Origin of the sequence: Thiorhodovibrio litoralis, from assembly GCF_033954455.1 — a bacterium.
Classification (GTDB): domain Bacteria; phylum Pseudomonadota; class Gammaproteobacteria; order Chromatiales; family Chromatiaceae; genus Thiorhodovibrio; species Thiorhodovibrio litoralis.
Window position 1 is genome coordinate 2,175,919 of the sequence record NZ_CP121473.1, and the last position, 16,540, is coordinate 2,192,458.

At 61.0% G+C, this 16,540-nt stretch carries 18 protein-coding genes; 12 read left to right on the top strand and 6 right to left on the bottom strand.

The genetic code is table 11. From position 1 onward, the window contains the following. Positions 1 to 8: 8 nt before the first annotated feature. Positions 9 to 578: a hypothetical protein gene (locus Thiosp_RS09615; protein ID WP_323696484.1), complete on the bottom strand. Its 570-nt coding sequence runs from the start codon at positions 576 to 578 to the stop codon at positions 9 to 11. Positions 579 to 818: 240 nt separating this feature from the next. Here Thiosp_RS09615 and Thiosp_RS09620 point away from each other — a divergent pair, with 240 nt between their 5' ends. From Thiosp_RS09620 to Thiosp_RS09655, 8 genes are all read left to right on the top strand, one after another. Next, entirely contained in the window at positions 819 to 1,088 is a 270-nt protein-coding gene (locus Thiosp_RS09620; protein ID WP_323697017.1) for a hypothetical protein, read from the top strand. Between the two features lie 294 nt (positions 1,089 to 1,382). Continuing rightward, positions 1,383 to 1,922, top strand: coding sequence for a hypothetical protein (locus tag Thiosp_RS09625; RefSeq protein ID WP_201062934.1), 540 nt, complete (start codon positions 1,383 to 1,385; stop codon positions 1,920 to 1,922). A gap of 17 nt (positions 1,923 to 1,939) precedes the next feature. Continuing rightward, on the top strand, positions 1,940 to 3,439 hold the full coding sequence (gene istA / locus Thiosp_RS09630) for an IS21 family transposase (RefSeq protein WP_323696454.1): 1,500 nt from the start codon (positions 1,940 to 1,942) through the stop codon (positions 3,437 to 3,439). Positions 3,440 to 3,441: 2 nt separating this feature from the next. Then, positions 3,442 to 4,266: an IS21-like element helper ATPase IstB gene (istB, locus tag Thiosp_RS09635; RefSeq protein ID WP_201062932.1), complete on the top strand. Its 825-nt coding sequence runs from the start codon at positions 3,442 to 3,444 to the stop codon at positions 4,264 to 4,266. Beyond that, positions 4,238 to 4,447: a hypothetical protein gene (locus tag Thiosp_RS09640; protein WP_201062931.1), complete on the top strand. Its 210-nt coding sequence runs from the start codon at positions 4,238 to 4,240 to the stop codon at positions 4,445 to 4,447. Before istB ends, Thiosp_RS09640 begins: the two co-directional genes overlap by 29 nt. Positions 4,448 to 4,622: 175 nt before the next feature. Further along, positions 4,623 to 6,287: a DUF927 domain-containing protein gene (locus tag Thiosp_RS09645; protein ID WP_323697018.1), complete on the top strand. Its 1,665-nt coding sequence runs from the start codon at positions 4,623 to 4,625 to the stop codon at positions 6,285 to 6,287. Further along, positions 6,284 to 6,787: a hypothetical protein gene (locus Thiosp_RS09650; RefSeq protein ID WP_201066175.1), complete on the top strand. Its 504-nt coding sequence runs from the start codon at positions 6,284 to 6,286 to the stop codon at positions 6,785 to 6,787. The genes Thiosp_RS09645 and Thiosp_RS09650 overlap by 4 nt, the downstream gene beginning before the upstream one ends. 1,585 nt (positions 6,788 to 8,372) lie before the next feature. Continuing rightward, on the top strand, positions 8,373 to 9,689 hold the full coding sequence (locus Thiosp_RS09655) for a tyrosine-type recombinase/integrase (protein ID WP_201066179.1): 1,317 nt from the start codon (positions 8,373 to 8,375) through the stop codon (positions 9,687 to 9,689). Positions 9,690 to 9,732: 43 nt separating this feature from the next. On the opposite strand, the gene Thiosp_RS09660 is transcribed toward Thiosp_RS09655, so the two are convergent. Further along, a complete protein-coding gene (locus Thiosp_RS09660) occupies positions 9,733 to 10,905 on the bottom strand; it encodes an ATP-binding protein (RefSeq protein WP_201066181.1) in 1,173 nt (390 codons plus the stop codon). A gap of 252 nt (positions 10,906 to 11,157) precedes the next feature. Here Thiosp_RS09660 and Thiosp_RS09665 point away from each other — a divergent pair, with 252 nt between their 5' ends. Then, complete coding sequence (locus Thiosp_RS09665) at positions 11,158 to 11,457, top strand: helix-turn-helix transcriptional regulator (protein WP_201066183.1); 300 nt, start codon at positions 11,158 to 11,160, stop codon at positions 11,455 to 11,457. 74 nt (positions 11,458 to 11,531) lie between these two features. Next, positions 11,532 to 12,134 (top strand): hypothetical protein, encoded by a 603-nt coding sequence (locus Thiosp_RS09670; protein WP_201066186.1) that lies wholly within the window; start codon positions 11,532 to 11,534, stop codon positions 12,132 to 12,134. On the opposite strand, the gene Thiosp_RS09675 is transcribed toward Thiosp_RS09670, so the two are convergent. Together Thiosp_RS09675 and Thiosp_RS09680 are read right to left on the bottom strand one after the other, a co-directional pair. After that, on the bottom strand, positions 12,053 to 13,072 hold the full coding sequence (locus tag Thiosp_RS09675; protein WP_201066188.1) for an isocitrate lyase/PEP mutase family protein: 1,020 nt from the start codon (positions 13,070 to 13,072) through the stop codon (positions 12,053 to 12,055). The genes Thiosp_RS09670 and Thiosp_RS09675 overlap by 82 nt on opposite strands. 14 nt (positions 13,073 to 13,086) lie before the next feature. Further along, positions 13,087 to 13,239 carry a hypothetical protein gene (locus tag Thiosp_RS09680; protein ID WP_201066190.1) on the bottom strand — a complete coding sequence of 51 codons (153 nt, stop codon included), beginning with the start codon at positions 13,237 to 13,239 and terminating at the stop codon, positions 13,087 to 13,089. Positions 13,240 to 13,280: 41 nt separating this feature from the next. On the opposite strand from Thiosp_RS09680, the gene Thiosp_RS09685 reads away from it, so the two are divergent. Together Thiosp_RS09685 and Thiosp_RS09690 are read left to right on the top strand one after the other, a co-directional pair. After that, complete coding sequence (locus Thiosp_RS09685; protein ID WP_201066191.1) at positions 13,281 to 13,907, top strand: arylesterase; 627 nt, start codon at positions 13,281 to 13,283, stop codon at positions 13,905 to 13,907. A 131-nt stretch (positions 13,908 to 14,038) separates the two neighbouring features. Next, the gene (locus tag Thiosp_RS09690; protein WP_242518499.1) at positions 14,039 to 14,527 is read left to right on the top strand and encodes a GIY-YIG nuclease family protein; all 489 of its coding nucleotides are present in this window, start codon (positions 14,039 to 14,041) and stop codon (positions 14,525 to 14,527) included. Positions 14,528 to 14,616: 89 nt separating this feature from the next. Here the strand turns inward: Thiosp_RS09690 and Thiosp_RS09695 are convergent, their stop codons facing one another. After that, positions 14,617 to 15,060 carry a hypothetical protein gene (locus Thiosp_RS09695; RefSeq protein WP_201066192.1) on the bottom strand — a complete coding sequence of 148 codons (444 nt, stop codon included), beginning with the start codon at positions 15,058 to 15,060 and terminating at the stop codon, positions 14,617 to 14,619. A 56-nt stretch (positions 15,061 to 15,116) separates the two neighbouring features. Further along, positions 15,117 to 15,833 carry a phosphatase PAP2 family protein gene (locus Thiosp_RS09700; protein WP_201066193.1) on the bottom strand — a complete coding sequence of 239 codons (717 nt, stop codon included), beginning with the start codon at positions 15,831 to 15,833 and terminating at the stop codon, positions 15,117 to 15,119. Positions 15,834 to 16,540: the final 707 nt, after the last annotated feature.

A 16,540-nucleotide genomic window follows, 5' to 3' on the forward strand; every position in this document is an offset into this window, starting at 1 on the left:
GCGTTGCCCTACAGCGAGCCTGTCGCTGTCGTGCTCGGGGCGATCAATATCAGCAGTTGCACGACGCGCTCGGACAACGCTTTTGCGCTCAATTTTTCCAGCAGGGATCCTGGCAGGTGCTCGGTGGCGATCGGCGGCATCAACAGACCAGCCAAGGATCGAAAGCAGCGGGTTTGCACAAACTGCTCACGCCACCAGTGCTGCCACCGCCGCAGGGTTTGGACGGTGACACCGAGCGTCTTGATCAAGCGCTGGCGACGCGATGCGCTCAGCCCGCAATGCAGGGCGGAAATCAGCACGACGATGACCCCGAGATAGACCTTGCGGCCCAGAAACCGAACGGAAGGCGGGGTGCTGCGCCGCCGGCACCCGTCCGCGGCACAGCAGAAACTCAGACGGCTCTGGTAGCTCTCATCCAAGACGCCACGCACAACACCTCGGGGCTTACGCGGATAACGGGCGCTGTGCAACGCACCACCGCAGTCACAGCCGCCCGCGCGGACTTCCTCGGCAATCGACTCGTCGATCCGGGTGAGCAGGTGGTAAAAGTTCGTGTCGGCAAGAAAGGCGTGACACACTGGGACTGTCTCCTGGTTTTTGGCGAAATTCGGAGACAGCCCTCTCGGGCAACTTGCGTCAAGTTGTTTGAGGGGGTTTTTTGTTTTCCCTCACTGAATTTGCTCAGAATCGCGGCCGATTCCCGCAAATAGTCTGCTCAGGCTCACCGGCGTGTCCTGATCTGGCCAGACAATGACAAAGCCGGCGCACAATTCGCCCGCACGGTTGCCGAACTCGCGACCGAGGCCGGCGCGCTGTCCGTGGCTATTCTCGACCTGACATCACTGGCACCCGAGCTGCCCAAAAAATGGGATGCGGCGGACGCACTTGCCGATGGATGGACCCCTGAGAAATTCGCGGAAGCGGCGCGCTGGTCCGATTTTGCATGCCCCCCTCAAAAGTCAGAGGGAACCGAGGGAACCGAGGGAACCGGATTGAATAATAAGGACTGTTCCGGTTCCCCCTCGGAAAATGCAGAGGGAACCGAGGGTGTAGATGGCGCTCAAAAAGCGCTTATAGCCGGTGAATAGCGCAGTCAACCGCCAACGAGGCTGGTGACAAACCCCAGTCTCAGGTTGGTGTGGAAAGGCAGATCCAGGGGCCGAGGAGCGCACACCGGGAAGGAGCCCGGAGGGCGACTGGACGGTGTGCGCTCCTCGGCGCAGCGCCCGCGCGCGCGGCTTGGTGTTGCGGGAGGGTCGCGTCATCGCCCTCGTCGGGGGTGACAACCGCGGAAAAAGCAGGTAGAGGCTTGGGGCCGTTGAGACAGGCGCGACCGCGGCTTCGACCACCACAGTCTCTCCGCGACCGCGCCCCAACCGTGCATGGCACGGCCCGCCGGCAGTATCGGCCTGGCGGGAGAATACATCCACCCTCATCGGCGGGAGCCGCCGATGTGCGCCCATTGCGCCCCATGCCTCAGTGCCCGTCTGTTCCTCTGTGCCCGTTGCCGTCAGCAGGTCGTACTCTGCAGTCGCTGTGATCGCGGCAACCGCTATTGCGGCCCCACCTGCGCACAACGTGCCCGGCACGACGCCCAGCGTGCCGCCGCCCGACGCTACCAATCCAGCCGTCGCGGGCGCCATACCCATGCCGCCCGCCAAGCGCGCTACCGCCGTCGCCAGCGCGAAAAAGTGACGCATCAGGGTTCACCCCCGCGCCCATCCGATCAATGCTCCTGTGAGAACACCCCCACGCCGATTGCCGTGGCAGAGCCGGTCGCCGTTCTCAATCCCGCGGCGGTTGCCGATGATGCCCAGGTCCCCGAGGTGCCCTGTCATCGCTGCGGGTGTGAGTGCTCGCCTCTTCTGCGCCAAGGTTTTCTCCGCCGCCCGCAGTCAGGCGTTGCTGGCCGCGACCCCTGAAGCCAACAGGAGCCATCATGACCATCCCTTCCGAGCTCGAAGCCAAGATCCTGCGCTACTTCCTTGCTGAGCACTGGCGCGTCGGCACCATCGCCCAGCAGCTCGGCGTGCATCACGCCACCGTCGATCGGGTGCTGTCCCAGTCCGGACTGCCCAAAGTCGAGCGCGCCGCGCGTCCCTCGCTCATCGACCCCTATCTGCCCTTTGTCGTGGAGACGCTCAAGACCTATCCGCGTCTCACCGCCAGCCGGCTCTATGCCATGGTGCGCGAGCGCGGCTATCGCGGCGGGCCGGATCATTTCCGCCATTTGATTGCCCATGTGCGCCCACGCCCGCAGCCCGAGGCCTTTCTGCGCTTAAAGACCCTGCCCGGTGAGCAGGCCCAAGTCGACTGGGGCCACTTTGGCAAGCTCACCATTGGCCGGGCCACCCGCACCCTGATGGCCTTTGTGATGGTGCTGAGCTTCTCGCGGGCGGTGTTTCTGCGCTTCTTTCTCGATGCCCAGATGGCCAACTTCCTGCGCGGGCATGTCGGCGCCTTCGCGGCCTGGGGCGGCGTGCCGCGGGTGCTGCTGTATGACAACCTCAAAAGCGCGGTGCTTGAGCGCCAGGGCGAGGCAATACGCTTTCATCCAACGCTGTTGGAACTGGCCGGTCATTATCGCTTCGAGCCACGTCCGGTCGCGGTGGCGCGAGGGAATGAAAAAGGCCGCGTGGAGCGGGCGATTCGCTACATTCGCGACAGTTTCTTTGCTGCGCGCACCTTCAGTGATCTGGCGGATTTGAATGCCCAGGCTGATACCTGGTGTCAGGGCCAGGCGGCGGATCGGCCGTGCCCGGAGGACCGCGCGCAGTCAGTGCGCGCGGTTTTTGAACAAGAACGCCCGCATCTGCTGGCCTTGCCGCCGGTTCCCTTTCCTACCGAAGAGCAGGTGGCGGTGTCGGTCGGGAAGACGCCCTATGTGCGCTTTGACCGCAACGACTATTCCATTCCCCACACTCATGTGCGCCGCACGCTCACGGTGGTGGCGTCGCTCGGGCAGGTGCGGGTGCTCGATGGGGCCGCGGTGATCGCCACTCATGCGCGCTCCTTCGATGCCGGGGCGCAGGTGGAGGACCCGGCGCATGTGGCCGAGCTGGTGGCGCGCAAGCGCGCCGCGCGTCAGCACCGGGGGCAGGATCGGTTGATCCAGGCGGTACCGATCAGTCAGACCCTGCTGACCCAGGCCGCTGAACGCGGGGAGCCCTTGGGCAGCATGACGGCGGCTTTGCTGCGCCTGCTCGATTCCTATGGGGCGGCGGAGCTGACAGCGGCAATCGAGGAGGCGCTGGCGCGCGAGGTGCCGCATCCCAATGCGGTGCGCCTGGCGCTGGAGCGCCGCCGCGAGGCGCGCGGACAGCCGCCGCCGATTCCGGTCACCCTGCCGGCGGATGCGCGGGTGCGCGAGGTGGTGGTGCGCACCCCGGCGCTGGGGGATTACGACCAGTTGCATGATGAACCGCCACGGGAGGACTGAGCATGAGTGAACAGGATCCGCAGATGCTGAAACAACGCGCCCAGGCGCTGAAGCTCTATGGGGTGCTGGCGCATTGGGCGGAGGTGGTGGACGCGCCTTGGCTGGTGAGCGTGTTGCAGTGGGAGGAAGAGGCCCGGGCGCAGCGCTCGCTGGAGCGACGCATGAAGCAGGCGCACTTGGGGCGGTTCACACCACTGGCGGATTTCGATTGGAATTGGCCCAAGCGCTGTGATCGCGCGGCGATTGAGGAGTTGATGGGCCTTGGCTTTGTCGCCGAGGCGCTGAATGTGGTGCTGATCGGCCCCAACGGGGTGGGCAAGACGACGATTGCGCGCAATCTGGCGCGGCAGGCGGTGCTGGCCGGGCGCACGGTGCTGTGCACGTCGGCGGCGGCGATGCTCAATGCGCTGCTGGAAGCCGACGGGGAGCGGGCGCTGCGCGCGCGCCTGAATGCCTATGCCCGCGTGCAGCTGTTGCTGATCGATGAGATCGGGTATCTGTCGTATTCCAACCGCCACGCGGATTTGCTCTTTGAGGTGGTGTCACGCCGCTATGAGAGGCATCCGACCCTGGTGACAACGAACCGCCCCTTTGCCGAGTGGGGGGAGGTGTTTCCCAATGCCGCCTGTGTGGTGTCGCTGATCGATCGCTTGGTCCATCACGCGGAGATCATTCAGATCGATGGGGAGTCCTATCGGCTCAAGGAGGCGAAGGAGTCCGCGACGCGGCGGCGTGAGCAGCGCGCGGCACGGACCAAGCCGGCGTCAAAGACGCCTCCAGCACAGCCAGGAGAGGAGCATGTATCCACCCCCGATGATTCCCTATGATTGGTCGCCCGAGCAGGCGCTGGCGGTCGTTGACTGGTTGGAGATGCTCTGCGAGGGAATTTATGAGATCCATGGCCTCGCTATCGCCGAGGCCCGCGAACAGGCCTATCAGGAGCAACTGCGCGATGAACGTCAGCTGCCCTTGCCGTTGTTTCCTTCCTACAACGATGATCCGTTCTGAGTGACCTTCACCGGCCACCGGGCGCGGCTCGCTGTTCGGTGGCTCACCCTTCGCCTTCAGCGAGGGCGTCGCTTTGTCGGGCGGCTGGACTTCACCGTTTATCCGCAGGTTTGTTCAGCCGCTAACAGAGGGAACCGAACCGCAAGACCCACCCGTCAAACGCCCCGGATATGCAGTGCATGACAGTGCAACCGGCTTTGGCCCGTCCGGTCTGTACTGGCATGACATCAAGGGCGAGGGAGAGAAGATCGAAGAGATCGACACCTGGATCTGTTCTCCAATTCATGCGGACGCGATGACCGCGAGCGACAAAGACACGGATCATGGTCTGTTGCTGCGGTTCCAGAATGCGGCCGGAAGATGGCGCGAATGGTCGATGCCGATGGAGTTGCTCAAAGGAAGCGGCGAGGAACTGCGCGGCGAACTGTTGGATCTTGGCGTGCGAATCAACCCGCGACAACATCGCTTGCTGAACGACTATCTGATGCGTCAAACCCCGGAGCGTCGCGTTCTTGCCGCAACGCAAACCGGATGGCACAGCGCCGGCAAGGTGTTCGTGCTCCCGCATCGCATCATCGGCGCTAGTGACGTGCGATTCCAGTCCGGGCATGCCCAGCATGATGAGTTTGTCACTGCTGGGACGCTGGAAGGCTGGCGCGCGGAAATCTCGGCCCGCTGCATCGGGAACCCGATGCTAAACCTGGCTGTTTCTGGGGCGCTGGCTGGCCCACTGTTGGACAAGGTGAACCGAATCAGCGGCGGCATTCATTTGGTTGGAGACTCAAGCACCGGCAAAAGCACGGCGCTTTCTGTTGCGGCTTCAGTATGGGGAGGCCCGGATTTTATACGCACCTGGCGTGCGACCAGTAACGGCCTGGAGGGAGTTGCTGCGGCGCTCAATGACACGGCCCTGATCCTCGATGAAATCAGCGAAGCGGACCCGGCAGAGGTTGGCGCGATTATCTACTCCATTGGCAACGGCACCGGCAAGAGTCGCGCGGACCGCACCGGCGCGTCCAGACCTCCCAAGCGATGGCGCGTCATGCTGTTATCGAGCGGCGAGCGCACCATTACCGCGACCATGGCGGAAGGCGGAAGGCGGAGAAAAGCCGGACAACTTGTCCGCCTGTTGGACATCCCTTGTCGGCGAAGTTTTGGCCTGTTCGATGTTCTGCATGAACAACCGAACGGGCGCGCGTTGTCCGACAAGTTGCGCACCGAATCAGCGCATCATTTTGGTCATGCTGGCCCGGCGTTTGTGCAAGCCCTGATAGAAGATGATTCCGGCGACCTTGGCGAGCTGCTGGCGAACATTCAAAGCCGAGAGGAATTCGCGTCGGAGTCCGAGCTTGAGGGACGTGCGGCCAGCGCGCTCGCATTGGTGGCGGCGGCTGGAGAGCTGGCGACATACTTCGGAATCACCGGCTGGCAAGAAGGTGCAGCCATCAAAGCTGTGGCCACCGCCTACCAGGCATGGAAAGGCTACCAAGGCCAGGGGCAGACCGAATCCCTGCAGATTCTTGAAGCGGTTGGGAGCTTCATAGACAGGCACGGCGATTCCAGGTTCACCGATTTTTCGCACAACGAGAGTGTCAAGGTTTCTGCTGGACGCGCTGGATGGTTTCGCACTAAAGGTGATGCACGCATTTACATGTTCACACCGGACGGACTGAAAGAGGCTGGTGGCGGTTTCGACATTAACCGCATCCTGGACGCTCTGGATGAGGCCGGATGGATTGTTGAACGCGACAACACCGGAGGCAAGCGAAGCAAGAAAACCAAGGTGAATGGCGAGACAAAAAGTCTGTATTACATCGTTCCCCAAGAGGTGGAGGAATGAGTATCGCGGCACTTGCGCAACGCCTAAAGCGCGCCAAGGTTCCCCCGGTTCCCTCGCCAACCAACCCGGAGGGAACCAAAAAAACCGAACCCAATCAACGCGGTTCCCTTGGTTCCCTTGGTTCCCTCACCAAAAAGGATAAGGCGAACAAACCGCCCGGACAAACCGCACGGCTGTGGCTGGTGACCAGCGCGAGCGACGATGTCATCACTGTGAGCTACACGCCACCGGCAACGCTGGTCAAGGTGCGAGCAGACAACCCCGGCGCCAGCATTCGACCAGAGCAAGTACCCAAACAGGGTAGGGGGCTTGATCCGACCGACACGGCCACCGTCACCGCCTGGCTGGACGCGATAGGGGAGACCGACACCGAGGCTCGAGCGCAGTACCTTGCCATCTGTGCAAACGATCCGCACGCGCTGGAATGGACCCTTGTCGAGCTGGCCAGCATGACCAGCACCTCATCATTATCGCGCGGAGATGTCCTAACAAACCCTTGAACTACAAGGAGACTCCCTTGTTAAGGATCAACTCTAGAACTGTTTTGGTGCATGCCTGCGCGGTACGGGAGGAAATTCGCTGATTAAGATCGGTCCTTCAAAGCCTAAAAGCGCTAATAGTAGACTCCAAGTCCCGAATTTCCGGACTCGTTTTGAAGCAAGCACGTTCAGAATTTTCCCGAGCTGTCTTGTTCGCATCAACTTGGTATGGCTCCTTGACAGTCACGTACTGATAGGAGACGCACCTCATGTTTACCTGACCATTTTGATCAACATCACCGCTCCACCTATCACAAGGTCCTTTTTCCCGTTTGTCCTTATACCTAGTCTCCATCAAAGGCGGATAACGCTGGAAGGAAAGGCTTTTGCATCTATATTTTTCCGACTCAATCGTACTAGCCAACAAGTCGCGATCAGGCACGCCGGAGCATAATGCTTTGATCTCGAATGGATTCTTTCCTGTCCGTCGCGCAGCTTCAGCCGTAAACTTGTCGAGAGCTAGCTTGTCAGTGTTTCCTGGCTTCCAGAGTGAATTGAGAAAAGAGCATATCTTTCCATCACTGCTTTCTGTAAGGAACTGTTGACTATGTTTCTCGCCAACGGCCTTGAACCATTGGTCGCTTCCTGTGGTACCACAACCATGCAAGAACAGCGCTATTGAACAAGCCAAAAATGCGATTCGAGTTCCAAGCACGGTAGACAATTTTGACCTCCTGCGCGAGCCATAAATGGGCAAGGTGGGGGGATTGGCTATGAAGAATTTTTGTGAGGTGTCAGAGAGGAATCGATTTCAGCGAGGGACCCACGGCGGCTCGAGCCATCCCCCCCCCACCTGCTGGCATTACCTGCCAAGCCCTGAGTCGATCATCAAGGGGAATCCTCGAACAACCTCCCTCGATTGTCCTACCGAGCCACCCGGCAACCCCTCGAACCTGTCCAGTCAGTCAGGACCCCAGGCTAACCTCCCTGACATTCGAAGCCCTCTGGAATCTGACGTGTAGGATCAAATGACCTCGGGTTCTTGCTGTGGATCGAGCCTCATCAGTGCGTCCAGAGCTGCGGTGACACCATCAGCCCATGAGTCAGCTTCCAGGGTGCCCCACTGATGCGGACAGACAGGCTTAGGCGTGCGGTCGAACCGAGACGCACAGGTTGCCAGGAATCCGCGCTCATACTCAATGGCCAGCTGATTCTCCATGATCTTGTAGGAATCTTGGTTTTCGCGCCGAACAGGTACCGAGCAGGTACAAGCGGAACTAGGCACGGATCAGTATCGAGCAAAAAAACTTCTAAGTAACTGTTAATTATGGAGCCGATGAGCGGATTTGAACCGCTGACCTACTGATTACGAAACACGTGCTACCCCCTTTCTAGCCCCTTCTCGGTCAATCTTATCAGTTGCGATACTAGGAATTATAGTTCTGGTTTTATTGACTTTTCAACTGATTTTGTTAACCTGTTAGTCAGTCTGGGTAACGCAGCAAATCGTCATATATCGCGCAAAAATGTTACCCCGAGCGTTACCCAGGATTCCTGGGTAAATGAGCAACTGACAAGCCAACGAGAGCAACTGACGGGGGTAACGATGCCGACGCTCCGCCTGACGGATGCCGCCCTGAAACGACTGAAGCCGCCGGACGCTGGACGGATTGAGTACTGGGATTCTCATACCCGAGGCTTCGGGTTGAGAGTGTCTGTTTCGGGCGTCAAGAATTGGGTTTTAATCACGCGCGTGCTTCAAGGCGGCGAATGGAAGCAAAAGCGTGTGACCTTGGGTGCTTATCCGGCTCTGTCATTATCGGATGCGCGCGAAAAGGCGGCGGAAGCCAAGGCGAAGGCGAAAGCGGGCGAAGATCCGAGTGATCGGGTAAAAACAGAACGTCAGGCGCTCGTCGACAACAGTCGCAATACCTTCCTGCTTGTACGGACGGAATTTCTTGAAAAGTACCGGGGCCGTGGCAATAAACGGCCGGCTCCAAGCACCTTGGCTGAAATGACACGGGTGCTTGGATCAAGGGATTTTCAGGATTGGAATGAACGTCCGTTCGCGAGTATCACTCGTCGCGACATTCTTGATGCACTGGATCTCATTGTCGCGCGTGGTGCCGAAACATTGGCCAATCGCGCACTGGCGTATTTGAAACTGCTCTTTGCTTGGGCGGTTCAGCGCGAAATCATTGACGCCGATCCTTGTTCCACAATCAAAAAGCCAGGGGCGGAAGTCAGTCGTGATCGGGTATTGACCGCCAGCGAACTACGTCTGATCTGGAAAGCGACAGAAGCTTCGGACAGTCAATTTGGACAAATTATTCGCCTGCTGATGTTAACTGGTTGTCGCTTGCGCGAAGTTTCAGCGTTGCCATGGTCGGAAATCGATACCAAAAAAAGTATCTGGAATCTTCCAGGCAAGCGCACCAAGAACGGTCGCGACCATGTTGTCCCACTGACTCAGCCCATGCTGGAGATCCTGGACGCGCGCAAGGGCGCGCAAAAGGCGCTGGTCAGCAACGGTCAGCCGATGCCGAAACTGGTCTTTACGACCACTGGAATAACCCCGTTCAGCGGGTTTTCGCGGGGCAAGTCGCTCTTGGATACGCGTATCAAGCGTCTGTTGGCGGCCGAATCTGCGGACGACGGCGAAGCAGCGGAAGTACCGCCCTGGCGTCCGCATGACTTACGCCGATCCGTCGCCACCCACATGGCCGAAGAGCTTCGCATCCCGCCGCATGTCATCGAGGCCTGTCTGAACCACGTCAGCGGCACCAAAGCCGGGGTAGCGGGCGTCTACAACCGCGCCTTGCATCTGGATGAGCGCCGCGAGGCACTGCAACGCTGGTCCGATCATGTGCTCGAACTGACCGGCGCAAACGCCGAGGATGTCGCGCAAGCGGCCATGGATTGATCGGTGGTGCAAGGCAAGAGTGCCTGTGCGACCAGACGGCGCGCTAGTCCAAATCCCGCAGCTCCGCCATCAGCTCCCGCAGACTGATAGCTTCCAGCTGTTCGGAGAGCGGATAGCGGTCATCCCCGGCATGCACCAGGAAAGCGCGTTCGGGTCGGAGATCCTCGCAGGCCTGATGAAAGCCGCGTTCCACCCTGGCCGCGAGACCACGCTTGATCTCAATGGCCCAGCGCGTCCCATCATTGTGCTCCAACACCAGATCGATCTCTGCGCCGGCGCTGGTGCGGTAGAAGAACGCGGAGGTTCGCCAGGGCAGCACGCCGAGCAGATTCTCCATCACAAAACCTTCCCAGCTGCTGCCAACGACCGGATGCCCCGGGAGTTGTTCGAGGTTTTCGAGCCCGAGCAATGCATGAACGATCCCGCTGTCGCGCACATAGACCTTGGGGGATTTCACCAAGCGCTTGCCGAAATTGGCATGCAAGGGCGGCAGACGTCGCACCAGCAACAGATCGCACAATAAATCGATGTAGCGCGTGACTGACTGGGTGCTGACCTCCAGGGCGCGGGCCAACTCCGAGGCATTCAGTAAGGACCCTTGGCGATGGGCCAACATGGTCCACAAGCGTTCCAGGGTGGTCGCCGGGATGCGCGGCCCGAACATCGGCACATCGCGTTCCAGATAGGTGCGGATAAAGTCCTTGCGCCAGGCCAGACTCTCGCGGTCGTCCTCGGCCAGGTAGCTGTCGGGAAAGCCGCCGCGCAGCCAGAGTCGCTCACGCGCAGACCGCGCGTCTTCTATCTCCAGCGGCGAGAACGGCCCGAGCGGGAGATAGGCAATGCGCCCGGCCAGGGTCTCCCCCGACTGACGCAGCAGATCCAGCGAAGCTGAGCCCAAGATCAGAAAGCGCCCTTTGCCCTTGCCAACGCGTCGCCCTTTGTCGATGATCCCGCGCAGATCCTGAAACAGCGCCGGTATGCGGTGAATTTCATCAAGGATCACCAACCGATCATCGACGTTCTCAAGAAACAGCACCGGGTTCGCCAAGCGTTGGCGATCATCCGAGTTCTCAAGATCGAGATAGAGCGCTTGGCGAGCGTTGCCGATCTCCAGTGCCAGTGTGGTCTTGCCGACCTGCCGGGGGCCGATCAGAGCGACGGCGGCCTGACGTGCCAAGGCAGCGCCCACTTGGCCGGTGATCAGTCGTGGTAGCATCCTTGCAAATTATCCAACGATTGGAAAAAATGCAAGGATTTACGACAGCCGAGCAGTGAGCGTCGATGGACGCATGTGCGATCGCCGAGGGTCTCGTGCCAGCAGGAGGATCTTGTCCCAAAGCCAGGGCGCAGCCACCAACCGCTCAAGGGTTCCAGGCGCGAAAGAGCGCCAAAATCGGCACGTTTCACGGTCTCTTCCGAAGCTGTTCACGCGCTAGGGTAGTGGCTCCATGATCCAACGGAGGCTACCATGCAAGCACTTGAGAACCCAGTTCCCGCACCCTGCCCAATTTCGCCACGCCACCAGATTGAAAGCCAAGCCCAAGACCAGGCCGAAGACCGACTGATCACCGCCGAGGAGGTGCGTCGCATTGCCGGCGGCATCAGCGACATGACCCTATGGCGTTGGCTCAAGCGCGGAATCCTGCCGTCACCGCTGGTCATCGAGCGGCGCCGGTATTGGTGGAAAGAGGCGATTTTGGATGCACTGCAACGCGCCGGACGCAGCGATGCCCGGCCGGAATCCAGCGCGCCGCGGGTGTCGGGATGAGAGCGCTGTCCGGGGAAGGGAAGCCCCAGTCGGTCAGCCGATGACACCTCACGTAAGCTGCGGCGGAACAGAGCATGCCAAAGACCATCCATGACAAACTCGCGGCGATTGTCGCCGGTATCGAGCAAACCGGATCCGCTGAAACCACGCGCCTGACGGTGCTCAAGAAATGGTTCGAGCACGAAGGCCGGCTCACCGCCTTCGCGTTTTGGATGCTCGCGCGAATCATCAAGGAGGCGAAGGTCTCCTCCCCAGAGGCGCAAGACTTGCTGGAGGAAACCAAAACCCTCCAGGGTGACGCCGGCGAGAAAGGCCACCTTGATCGGACCGCGGCCGGGTCATTGCACAAGCGACTGTACGACTTTCAGTCGCAGATTCGCTATGTCCATTCCACTGCGGTGCGCATTGTGCGCGAGGCCTCGCTGATGCGGCTGGAAGAGGCGCTCGATATCCTGCTTGGATACGGGGGCGCGGACTGCCCGGCCGGCGGCTATCAACTCGCCGCCCGCTACTGTGAGCACTATGATTCCCGCCATGGCACGAACCTGAACGGGCCGGCCTTAGCGCGCGTGCAAGCCATCGCCGCGTTTGTCGCTCAACAGGAAGCACTGGAAACCGCTTCGCAAGAAGGCAACCAGCGATCACAGTCGGGGCCTTGGCTCCGTCCGCCTCGGTGAATCTTCGCGGCGCGCGCTGAGTGAAGTGACAACGCGTGCGGATCAGCGTGGCGATGCACCGCCAGTCTCGGATTCGAGCCGAGCTTGTCGCTCCCGAATCTCCTCCAGCCCGATGAACCGGTTGTATGCGTCAAACCCGAGCATCCGCTCGCGTACCGCAGTTGTCGTGCCCTGATGCAACAGCGCCCCGGCCCAGTCCTGCATCGCCTTGACCGCGCTGAACAATGAACCGCACGGATAGGCGACCAGACATTACCAATGTCCTGCAGCTCGGCCGCCGATAGGAAGGGACTGCGTCCGCCCTCGATCATGTTGGCCATGCTTGGCACCCCCATTGATCGCAGCGCCTGATTGACGGTGCGCATCGCATCAGGATCATCCACGGCTTCGACAAAGAGCATGTCGGCACCTGCCTGGGCATAGAGCCGCGCACGACGCAGGGCTTCCTCCAGCCCCAGAACCGAATAGGCATCGGTGCGGGCCATGATGACGAAATCCGGATCGCGGCGCGCCCACAGGGCGGCCTTCAGCTTCGGCAGATACTCCTCGACCGGCACGACCTGCTTACCCTGCATGTGACCGCAGCGCTTGGGGTAGGTCTGATCCTCAATGAACAGGCCGGCCGCGCCCGTGGCTTCGACCTCGCGCACCGTGCGGATGACATTGTTCAGATCGCCAAAGCCAGTATCGATATCGACAAAGACCGGGATGCTGAGCGCGGCGCAGATGTTGCGGTACTGATCGATCATCTCGCGCCCGGACAGCAGCCCAATATCCGGCATCCCGAGCAGGCTGCCGGAGAGTCCAAATCCAGCGGCGGCGATCGCCTGAAAACCGGCCTGCTCGAGCACCCGCGCCGAAAGCCCGTCATGGCAGGCGGGCAGTTGCAGAATCTTGGGATCAGCCACCAGGGCGCGAAAGCGTTGGGCGGGTGTCATCTGAGCGAGCCTTCCTAATGCGTAATGACGTTGGACATCGGTGGGGCGGACAGCCGCAGCATCCGGTTGCCGCCGAGTTGGAACTGATAATCCACCGTCAGGATCTCCATTATCCGGTCGCTGGCTTCAGCTTGGTCGATCCGGCAGATCCGATTGCCTTGTGTCATGCTCATCGCATCAGGGCCAAAGGATGAAACGGAAACACATCATGCGCAACAAGATTCTCTATCGCGTGCTGCTGGGCGCCGTCTTACTGCTGGTGCTCGCGGCTTGCAGCGATCAACCGACGCTCAGTCCCTTGTCGCCAGACGCGGTGATTCTCTCCTTCGGCGACAGCTTGACCGAAGGCGTGGGCGCCAACAAAGAACAAAGTTACCCGGCGGTGTTGGCGACCTTGACCGGGCGGCGGGTGATCAACGCCGGCATCTCTGGCGAGGAGAGCGATGCCGGCTTGGCGCGCTTACCGGAGCTGCTCGCCACCAGGCAGCCCGATCTGGTGATTCTCGGCCATGGCGGCAATGATTTTCTGCGCCAACGCGATACGGATCAAACCCAAGCCAATCTGGCCCAGATGATCGCACGCGCGCGCGAGCAGGGCAGCGAAGTGGTTCTGTTAGGCATCCCGCGCCCGGGCTTGCTGGTGCGTACCCATTCGCTCTATGACGAACTGGCTGATGAACTGGACGTCCCGCTCCAAGCCAATGCGATCGCGGAAATCCTCGCCGACAAGACGCTGAAGTCCGATCAGATACACCCCAACGCCCAAGGGTATCGCCAATTGGCCGAGGCGATCGAACGCCTGCTGCGGCAAGCTGGCGCCCTGCCGCCGGGCTGATTGGCGTCGTCGAGCTGGCGTGCGGCAACGGCGGACTGACGGCGCTGATTGGCTCAGGCAAAACCAAGACGCCGCAGTCGCCTGGCGCTCTTTAGCCGCGTTTGTTAATCCGCGTTCAATGGATATCCGTGATGGCGACCACGATAACCACCGAGCACAGCGCGATGGCAGGCCCGGGGACCTATGTGGTGTTGCTCAGAGCGCATGGCTCGGGCAGGGTGCTAATCGGCCGTCTCGGCACCTTGCCCCTCGATGGCGGGCTATTCGCCTATGTCGGCAGTGCCTTCGGACCCGGCGGCCTTGCCGCGCGTTGCCGCCATCACCAGCGGATCGCCGCCCGTGCGCATTGGCACTTGGACTACCTGCGCCCGCATTGCCGCCTGCTTGGCTTCTGGGTTGCCAATGGTCCGGAACGTCTCGAACATCCTTGGGCGCAAGCGCTTGGCCGGCTTCCCGGAGCCGCCTGGCCGCTCGAGCGCTTTGGTTCGAGCGACTGCCGCTGCCGCGCTCATCTGATCGGATTGCCGCGGATGCCGAGCGCTTCGCTGCTGCAAGAAACCCTCGGCCAAGGTTGGTGGGTGGATCCCGAGGAACTGGACGATGCGTCTGAATCGCCCTAGTCGCGGGCATGACCTTTGTGGGCGGTGCGAGAAACAGCCGCATCCGGCTTGAACCATCGCGTCCGCGACTTTGTATCCCGATGAGAGATTCAGCTCAGGCCCAGACTGCTCAGCACCGCCGCGATCAGAATGACCAAGACGATGACACCCAGGGCAAGCGCCAGAAACTGAAAGCCAATCGCTCCCACACCCAGCAACACCGCGCTGGCAGTGGCCCGCCTGTCCTCCCGGCGTATGAAGGCGATCACGCCACAGGCAATGGCCACAAAGCCGAAGCTGACCGTCAGCACATCGATCCACGCATCAAGCGATCGCGTGCGAGGTTCAGGCTTCTCTTGAAGCGCCTCGCCGGTCAATTTGGCCACCACGCGCGCCTTAATCTTAACCGCTTGCTCGGCAACAACTTCGTCTAGCGGCGGTGTCGGTTCCAGCGGGCCGAGCCAGAAATGCAACAGCGCCGAGCCCAGGGCAAGCAAACCGAAGACCACGCCGATCAGACTGATGGTGCGCGTCTTGATGGTTGGATGCGTCATTCTCGTGCGGCCTCCCAGGCCAAATCACCCGTGCGTTCCAAGCGACCCCAAAGCGCCTAAGGCAGCCGAGGCGGCGGTGACCATTCGGCCTCGCGCAGCGCCGCCAACGCCTTGCGAAAGGCTTCATTCTGCAACAGTTCCGCGAACACCATCTCGGCCAGCGCCCGCGAGAGCACCACATCGGTCAGATAATGCATGCCGCCGATCACCCGGGATTGACCAACAGCGGCAGCCAAGCGAAAGAATGCGTGACGCGACGCCGGCGCCAATTCCGCCAGGACCAGTGCAAACAGCCAGGAGCGCGTGGCATGCCCACTGGGATGAGAAAAGCCCGCCTCGGCCGGGACCAGCCGCTTGACCTGATCCGGATGGGCCAGATAGGGCCGCACGCGCTTGAAGTGGTCCTTCAGCGCATTCTTGACCGGATCGACCGTTTCCTCGAGTCGCTGGAAAAAGTCCGCGCTGCGCGGGTACGCCTCGGCAGTGAATTTGGGTCCCAACACCTCGGCGAAGGTGAAGACATCGAACCCCGCGCGGCGATTGATCGCGGCAAGCGTCTCGGGCGTGACCATGTCCTGCACAGCCAGGGTGTAGAGCAGATCACTGTGATCGAGCGGATCTCCAGCCTCGGGCGGCGACGGGTAGCGCTCGAGGAAGAAGCTCGGTTCAGGCAACGGCCAAGGCGTTGCCGCTGAGAGGTCGCTCGACATGAGCAACAGGCCGAGAACCAACAAAATCAGCGGCGACCGGTTCGAAATCGAGGTATTTCGCATCTCTGTCTCTCCCAAGCGCCACGCGAAGCGACGGGCACTGTAGCGGATTCTTCGCTATTTTGCCGGCTGTCGCGAAAGAGGGCCAAATCCCCCTAGCTTTCATGCGCGCTTTCAGCGATCCGAGTCCCTATCCTTTTCCCCATCGTCGCAGGCAGTGACGGCGTCTAGCCTCGCTGCGGCTTTTCGGAGAAATCGACCCGGGATTGTGATGGCAATTCAAGAACGTGACTGTAACGGGAAGGCCAAAGGGGTGACCCCCGCGCAACGGTTGCTGTTGTCCGCCATTCAGGCCAACCGCGATCCCGATAGCGGACTTGCTGAAGTATCGTTGTCCGCCTTGCAGGGGATGACGGACCTGAGCCGACGCGGGATTACGAAGGCGCTGTCGGGGTTGGACGGGCACGCTATCGAGCGGATTTCTGGCGGTCCTGGTCGCCAAAATCAGTATCGGATTCTCGATGAGGGTGCGGCGTGCCTGGCGCAGCCGGTCGCGATCAATGGCAGCGCGAGTCAAGCGTTCAACCCGGCAAGCCTGCCACCAACACCAACAATGTGGCCACCTGCGGCGCAGTCGACCGCCGTATCGCCGCAGCTTCAGCGCCAACCTGAGGGGTTTTCCGTGAACCCGTTGGCGAGTCAGCCCCTGGATGATCGCCGTCCTTTTGACCAGTCTCACGCGGTTGCTAAGCCGGCTTCCACGCAGCCAA